The 6,455-nt window shown below is 73.5% G+C and carries 7 protein-coding genes and 1 pseudogene; 1 reads left to right on the top strand and 7 read right to left on the bottom strand.

Annotated features, from left to right (window positions below):
• The first annotated feature begins 238 nt into the window (after positions 1-238).
• On the top strand, positions 239-1,069 hold the full coding sequence (locus C1J01_RS45115) for a tetratricopeptide repeat protein (protein WP_111185154.1): 831 nt from the start codon (positions 239-241) through the stop codon (positions 1,067-1,069).
• A 13-nt stretch (positions 1,070-1,082) separates the two neighbouring features.
• On the opposite strand, the gene C1J01_RS45110 is transcribed toward C1J01_RS45115, so the two are convergent.
• The 7 genes and pseudogenes from C1J01_RS45110 to C1J01_RS45080 all read right to left on the bottom strand — a co-directional run.
• Entirely contained in the window at positions 1,083-2,570 is a 1,488-nt protein-coding gene (locus C1J01_RS45110) for a sodium/solute symporter (RefSeq protein ID WP_111185153.1), read from the bottom strand.
• Complete coding sequence (locus C1J01_RS45105; protein WP_220040437.1) at positions 2,567-2,977, bottom strand: hypothetical protein; 411 nt, start codon at positions 2,975-2,977, stop codon at positions 2,567-2,569. The genes C1J01_RS45110 and C1J01_RS45105 overlap by 4 nt, the downstream gene beginning before the upstream one ends.
• 22 nt (positions 2,978-2,999) lie before the next feature.
• Complete coding sequence (locus C1J01_RS45100; protein WP_111185152.1) at positions 3,000-3,749, bottom strand: LytR/AlgR family response regulator transcription factor; 750 nt, start codon at positions 3,747-3,749, stop codon at positions 3,000-3,002.
• 33 nt (positions 3,750-3,782) lie between these two features.
• Positions 3,783-4,961 (bottom strand): sensor histidine kinase, encoded by a 1,179-nt coding sequence (locus C1J01_RS45095; protein WP_111185151.1) that lies wholly within the window; start codon positions 4,959-4,961, stop codon positions 3,783-3,785.
• 10 nt (positions 4,962-4,971) lie between these two features.
• Complete coding sequence (locus tag C1J01_RS45090) at positions 4,972-5,379, bottom strand: HIT family protein (protein ID WP_111185150.1); 408 nt, start codon at positions 5,377-5,379, stop codon at positions 4,972-4,974.
• The gene (locus C1J01_RS45085; protein ID WP_220040436.1) at positions 5,376-6,095 is read right to left on the bottom strand and encodes a DUF1838 family protein; all 720 of its coding nucleotides are present in this window, start codon (positions 6,093-6,095) and stop codon (positions 5,376-5,378) included. The genes C1J01_RS45090 and C1J01_RS45085 overlap by 4 nt, the downstream gene beginning before the upstream one ends.
• Before the next feature lie 29 nt (positions 6,096-6,124).
• Positions 6,125-6,455 (bottom strand): annotated as a pseudogene (locus C1J01_RS45080) (protease inhibitor I42 family protein); the annotation flags it as partial.

Raw genomic sequence — 6,455 nt, 5'->3', positions numbered from 1 at the left:
CTCCGGGCCCGCACCGGCCGGGGCCGGGACGGAGGGGCCGCCGTCCGGCGGGGACGGGACTGCTCCTGCGGGCCGCATCGCGTGCTCCTCTCCTCGCCGGGTCACCGTCATGCTCCTACCCCCGCCGGCAGGACCTGGTCGGCGGCCGTGCGCGTCCACCGTCCGGACACCTTTCCGTCACCGCGATGAGCCGCGGATCCCTCTGGCGCACCCGCCGCAAAAAGCCGATCATGACGGCATGCGCTTATGGGAGTGGCTCGCGGCCACCGCTCTGGGGGCCCTGGTCGTCTGGTGGTCCGGCTGGTCCTGGTGGGTGCTGCTCGTCGGCGTGCTCATCGGCGTCGCCGTGCTCGGCCTCGGTCACGGCGCCCTGCGGCCGTACCGGGAGTCGCGCCGCCTCAAACGGCTGAACGCCCTCTTGGAACGCTCCGACGCCAACGCCGGCGCGCGCGGGGAGGCGGAGCGGCTGCTGCTGCAGGCCTACGCCGTCTGCCGGCGGGTGGCGAGGAGCAGGCCGCGGCGGCGCGTGCCGGCGCTGGCGCACACCTGCGCGATGCAGGCCGAGACGATGTTGCGGGTGGCCGTGCGCCTGATCGCGTTCCACCGGTACGACGAGGCGGTCTTCGTGACCCGCGAGGCGGTCGCCCTGCGCCACCTCGGAGACGACGGCGCCAGGGCGGAGGACCTCGGGCGGCTGTTCACCGCCGTGGGCGCCGGCTTCTACCGGGCCGGCAGGGCCGCCGACGCGCTCGCCCCGGAGCGGGAGGCCGTCTCCGTCCACCGCGACCTGGTCACGTCGGGGCACCTCGCGGAGCCGGCGCTCGCCGACAGCCTGCACAGCCTCGCGATCACCATGTCGTCGCTGGACGACCGAGAGGGCGCGCACGCCGCCTACCAGGAGGCGGTGGACCTCTACCGCGCGCTGGCCGCCCACGAGGCGGCGGAGGGCGAGCTGCGCCGGGATCTCGCCCGTACGCTGCGGAACCTGGCCTGTCACCTGGAGCGGCAGGGCCGCGCCGACGAGGCCGCGGACGCGCTGGCCGAGGCGGACCTGCTGGACCGCGCCTGACCCGCGGCGGGCGTCACGACGAGCGGGGACGCCAGTCGCCGCGGTCGAGGTCGAGGTTCTCGGGAGTGTGCAGCCGCACCATGGTCCTGGCCACGCCGGGCGGCACCCGGTCCGGCGTCAGGAACGACACCCCGACCATCACGACGAACGCGATCGGCACCGTCCAGGCCGCCGGCTGGGCCAGCAGCGCGCCCGTCAGCCCCCCGTGCGGCCCGCCGGTGATCGTGACGAGCACGGCCGCGCAGGCCAGCCCGCCGCCGACGAGCAGCCCGGCCAGGGCCCCGGTCGTGGACAGCCGCCGCCACCAGATGCCCAGCACCAGCAGCGGGCAGAACGACGAGGCCGCCACCGCGAAGGCCAGCCCCACCACGTCGGCCACCGGCAGCGCCCGCGCCCACAACGCCAGCGCCAGCGGCACCACCACCGCCATCACCGTGGCGATCCGGAACGAGCGCACCCCGCCCTTGAGCAGGTCCTGCGCGATCACCCCGGCCACCGACACGGTCAGCCCCGAGGACGTCGACAGGAACGCCGCGAACGCCCCGGCGGTGACCAGGGCCGTCAGCAGGTCGCCCAGCGTGCCGCCGATCATGCGGGAGGGCAGCGTCAGCACGACCGTGTCGGTGCGCACCAGGTCGGGCGCGTACAGCCGGCCGAGCCAGCCGTACACGGCGGGCAGCAGGTAGAACGCGCCGAGCAGCGACAGCACCACCAGCGTCGTGCGCCGCGCGGCCCGCCCGTCGGGGTTGGTGTAGAAGCGCACGAGCACGTGCGGCAGCCCCATCGTGCCCAGGAACGTGGCCAGGATCAGCGAGTACGTCGAGTACAGCGCGTACTCCCTGCCGCCGGTCAGCGGCACCTGCCAGCTCGCGGCGTCCTGCGCGCTCAGGGCGGGCGCGCCGTCGGCCTGCCAGGCCATCAGCAGGAACACCAGCGGCACGGCCAGCGCGGTCAGCTTCAGCCAGTACTGGAACGCCTGCACGAACGTGATCGACCGCATGCCGCCCGACAACACGTTCACCGCGACGACGACGGCGACGAGCAGCCCGCCCACCCACACGGGCGCGCCGGTGATGGTCCGCAGCACCAGGCCCGCGCTCTGGAACTGCGGCATCAGGTAGAGCCAGCCGATCAGCACGACGAGCACGCTCGCGGTGCGGCGCACGGTCATCGACTCCAGCCGGGCCTCGGCGAAGTCCGGCAGCGTGTACGCCCCCGAGCGGCGCAGCGGCGCCGACACCAGCACCAGCAGCACGAGGTAGCCGCCGGTCCAGCCGACCGGCAGCCAGAGCATGTCGACGCCGAACGACAGGATGAGCCCGGCCACGCCGAGGAACGACGCCGCCGACAGGTACTCGCCGCCGATGGCGGAGGCGTTCCAGAGCGGGCTGACCGTACGGGAGGCGACGTAGAAGTCGGACGTCGTCCGGGAGAACCGGATCCCGAACGCCCCGATGAGCACGGCCGCCACCACCACGACCACCACCGCGGTGAGGCTCATCGGCGCTCGACCAGCTCGGCGAAGTGGCGTTCGTTGCGCTCGGCCTGGCGGACGTACAGCCAGGCCCCGAGGACGAAGCCGGGGTAGATGAGCCCGGCGAGCACCGCCCACGGCACCGGCACGCCCAGCAGGTGGGCCTCGCGCAGCTCCGGGATGAGCAGGAACAGCAGCGGCAGCCCGCCGACCACGCAGGCCAGCACCGTGCAGACGAACAACGCCAGCCGGAACTGGGTGCGCAGCAGTGAGCGCATGTAGACCTCGCCGACCCGGGTCTGCTCGTCGATCTCGCGGGTGGCCGGGTAGCGGGGACGCCGGGCGGCGGCCGTGCGGGGGCTCGTCACGGTGACGCGGCGCGGGCTGTCGGCCCGCGGGGACGCCTTGCGCACCGGCCGCGGCTCGGGGCTCACGGCCGGCCGCCCTTCGGTCCGTTCATTCCGGCCTGCCCTTCCTGGCGCGTCGGACCAGCAGGTCGCGCAGCTCGCGGGTGTGGCGGCGGCTGACCGGGATCTCGGTGTCGCCCACCCGTACCGTGCACTTGCCGGAGTCGATGTGCAGCTCTTCGATGTGTTTGACGGCCACCAGGTGGCTGCGGTGCACCCGGACGAAGCCGGCCGAGGCCCACCGTTCCTCCAGGGTGGCCAGCGGGATGCGGACCAGGTGGCTGCCGGAGGCCGTGTGCAGGCGGGCGTAGTCGCCCTGGGCCTCCACGTAGACGACGTCGGCGCTGGAGACGAACCGGGTCACCCCGCCCAGTTCGACGGGGATCGTGTCGCTCTCGCCGCTCTCGGCCGGCACGTCGGCCGAGACCGCCACCCGCCGGATCGCCTCGGCCAGCCGCTCCGGCCGTACGGGCTTGAGCAGGTAGTCCTCGGCCTTGATCTCGAACGCGTCCACCGCGTGCTCCTCGTACGCGGTGACGAACACCACCCGGGGCGGGTTCGCGAAGCGCGACAGCAGCCGCCCGAGCACCACCCCGTCGAGCCCGCGCATCCTGATGTCGAGGAAGACCGCGTCGATCGGCCGGCCGTCGGCGATGGCCCGGTCGAGCAGCCGCAGCGCCGACGCGCCGTCGCGGGCCGTGCTCACCTCCCCGATGCGCGGGTCTGCGCGCAGCAGGTACGACAGGTCTTCGAGGGCGGGCAGCTCGTCGTCGACCGCGAGGACCCGGAGTAGTGCCATAGACAGTGATGAAACCGACAACGAAGATCGGGGTCAACGGGCGGAGACTCCCGGGTGATATTTCGGCAACCTGACGTTGACCTTGGTGCCCGCTCCGGTGGCCGTCTCGACGACCAGGCCGTACTCGTCGCCGTACACCTGGCGCAGCCGCTCGTCGACGTTGGCCAGGCCGACACCGCCCGAGGAGGCGATCTCACCTGCGAGGATGCGGCGCAGCCGATCCGGGTCCATGCCGAGGCCGTCGTCCTCGACGCTGATGCGGCACTCGGCCCCGGCGTCCTCGGCGATGATCGTGATGCGGCCGACGCCGTTCTTGCTCTCCAGGCCGTGCCGGACGGCGTTCTCCACCAGCGGTTGCAGGCACAGGAACGGCACCGCCACCGGCAGCACCTCGGGCGCGATGCGCAGCGTGACCTGGAGCTGGTCGCCGAACCTGGCGCGCTCCAGGATGAGGTAGCGGTCGATCGAGCGCAGCTCCTCGGCCAGCGTGGTGAACTCGCCGTGCCGCCGGAAGGAGTAGCGGGTGAAGTCGGCGAACTCCAGCAGCAGCTCCCTGGCCCGCTCGGGGTCCGTGCGGACGAACGAGGCGATGGTGGTCAGCGAGTTGTAGATGAAGTGGGGCGAGATCTGCGCCCGCAGCGCCCGCACCTCGGCCTCCATGAGCAGCGTGCGGGAGCGGTCGAGCTCGGCCAGCTCCAGCTGCGAGTCGACCCACCCGGCCACCTCCTGGGCGGCCCTGACCAGCCCGGCCGAGGCGCTCTGCCCGTAGGCGGCGAGGGCGCCGACCACGCGGTCGTCGGTGGTCAGCGGCACCACGACGACCTGCCGGATCGGGCATTCGAGCAGCTCGCACTCGATGGTGAGCACCTGGGTGCGGCCGTCTTCGAGGGTGGCCGCCGCGTGCTCGAACGCCTGCCCGGCGTGGTGGTCGCCGGCGCCGTCGTAGACGAGCAGCCGCTCGCGGTCGGTGATGGCGACGGCCGCCGAGCCGAGCAGCGCGCGCAGGTGACGGGAGGCACGCTCGGCGCCGTCGGCGGTGAGCCCGGCGCGCAGCGGCGGCCCGGCCAGGGAGGCGGTGTGCAGGGTCTCGAACGTGGCCCGCTCGGCCGGGCTCGTGCCCAGCTCGCGGCGGCCGCGCATGACCCGCCACAACACGATCGAGGGGACGCCGACCACCACCGCGACGACGGCGGACCCGACGAGGTACTCCACGCGGGGGAGCTTAGCCCAGCGCCTCGGCGATGAGGGCGGCGTACGAGGCGGCCTCCTCGTCGGAGTCGTATTTCGTGCGCGGCCAGAAGAAGCCGCGCAGGCCGTCCTTCTTGGTGCGCGGCACCACGTGGACGTGCAGGTGGGGCACGCTCTGGCTGACCCGGTTGTTCATCGCGACGAACGTGCCGCCGGCCTTCAGCCCCTCCTCGACGGCCCTGGCCATGGCCTGCACCCGGGCGAAGAACGGCCCCACGTCGGCGAGGTCGGCCAACGTCTCGACGTGGGCGCGCGGCACGACCAGCACGTGGCCTTTGAAGACCGGCCGCGCGTCGAGGAAGGCGACGGCGACGTCGTCGGAGCTGACCACGTGGGCGGGCCGCTCCCCCGCGACGATCTCGCAGAACAGGTCGGGGCTCACCGGCCGGCCTTCCCTGCGTGCCGGGCCGCGAAGGCCGTCCAGCTCGTCATGTTGGGCGCCGACCAGGAGTCCGGCGCGTGCAGGAAGCGCTCCCCTGCCCGCTCGCGCAGGCGGGCGGGCACCTCGGGGACCTTGGCGCCGCGGCAGTGGTAGACCAGCGCGCCGCCGCGCCGCCCCATCGCCATCCACGGCAGCCACGGCGAGACCCGGCACCAGGAGAACACGCTCGGCACGTCGGGCAGGCCCGCGTCGAGGTCCTTCGCCTCGGCGAAGAACTGGAACAACTCCAGCGCCCGGTAGGTGTCGGCGGCGGAGTGGTCGGGGTAGTCGGCGACCGTCAGCGGCGAGGGGTAGGCGAGCCGGACGTCCACGTTGAAGGCGACCCGGTCGCCCAGGTGGGTGACGGGCACCGGGTGGGCGCCCAGCCGCTGGTTGACCGGGTCGTTGAAGACGTGCTCCACCTCGACCTGGCGGCCGGTGAACGGGTTGTCCCACGTGTCGACGACCTCGCGGGTGGCCGGATCGAGGTAGAGGGCGGCCTCCCTGGTCAGCAGCTGCCAGCCGGCGTCGGTCTCGACCGCCCTGGCGACGTTGACGCCCTCGAACCCGAACAGGTGGTGGGGGCCGCCGTCGTCCTGCCAGCCGTAGACGTCGCCGGTCCAGTAGGAGATCGTCTCCGCGCCGTCGGACGAGGCGCGTACCCGGATGAAGTCCACCACCGCAGCCTAGCCCGCCGGGGCGGCGCTCACCTGTGCGTCCGGCTCGGCTGTTTCACCGTGACGTCGAAGACCGCCTCGCCCGTGGCGGGGGCCGCCGCCCGCAGCCGGATCTCGGCCGACCCCGGCCGCTTGGCGTTGAAGACGAAGTACGTCGTGCCGCCCTGCTGCTCCTCGCTGATGAACGAGGCCACCGTCGTGTCGGGCACGGCCACCAGCTCCCAGTCGTCGCCCGGCGCCGGGTCGGCCGGCACGGCCAGCGTGAACCGCTGCCCCGGCCGCAGCTCGGCCCGCGCCGCCGTGCCCTCGCCGCCCCTGACCACCATGCCGAAGTCGCTCACCGCGGAGCCGCCGCCACAC

This window comes from Nonomuraea aridisoli (assembly GCF_003236395.1).
In the GTDB taxonomy this organism is placed as follows: Bacteria; Actinomycetota; Actinomycetes; order Streptosporangiales; family Streptosporangiaceae; genus Nonomuraea; species Nonomuraea aridisoli.
Note: the sequence above shows the minus strand (reverse complement) of the source record. Positions and strands in the feature narration are given on the sequence as shown.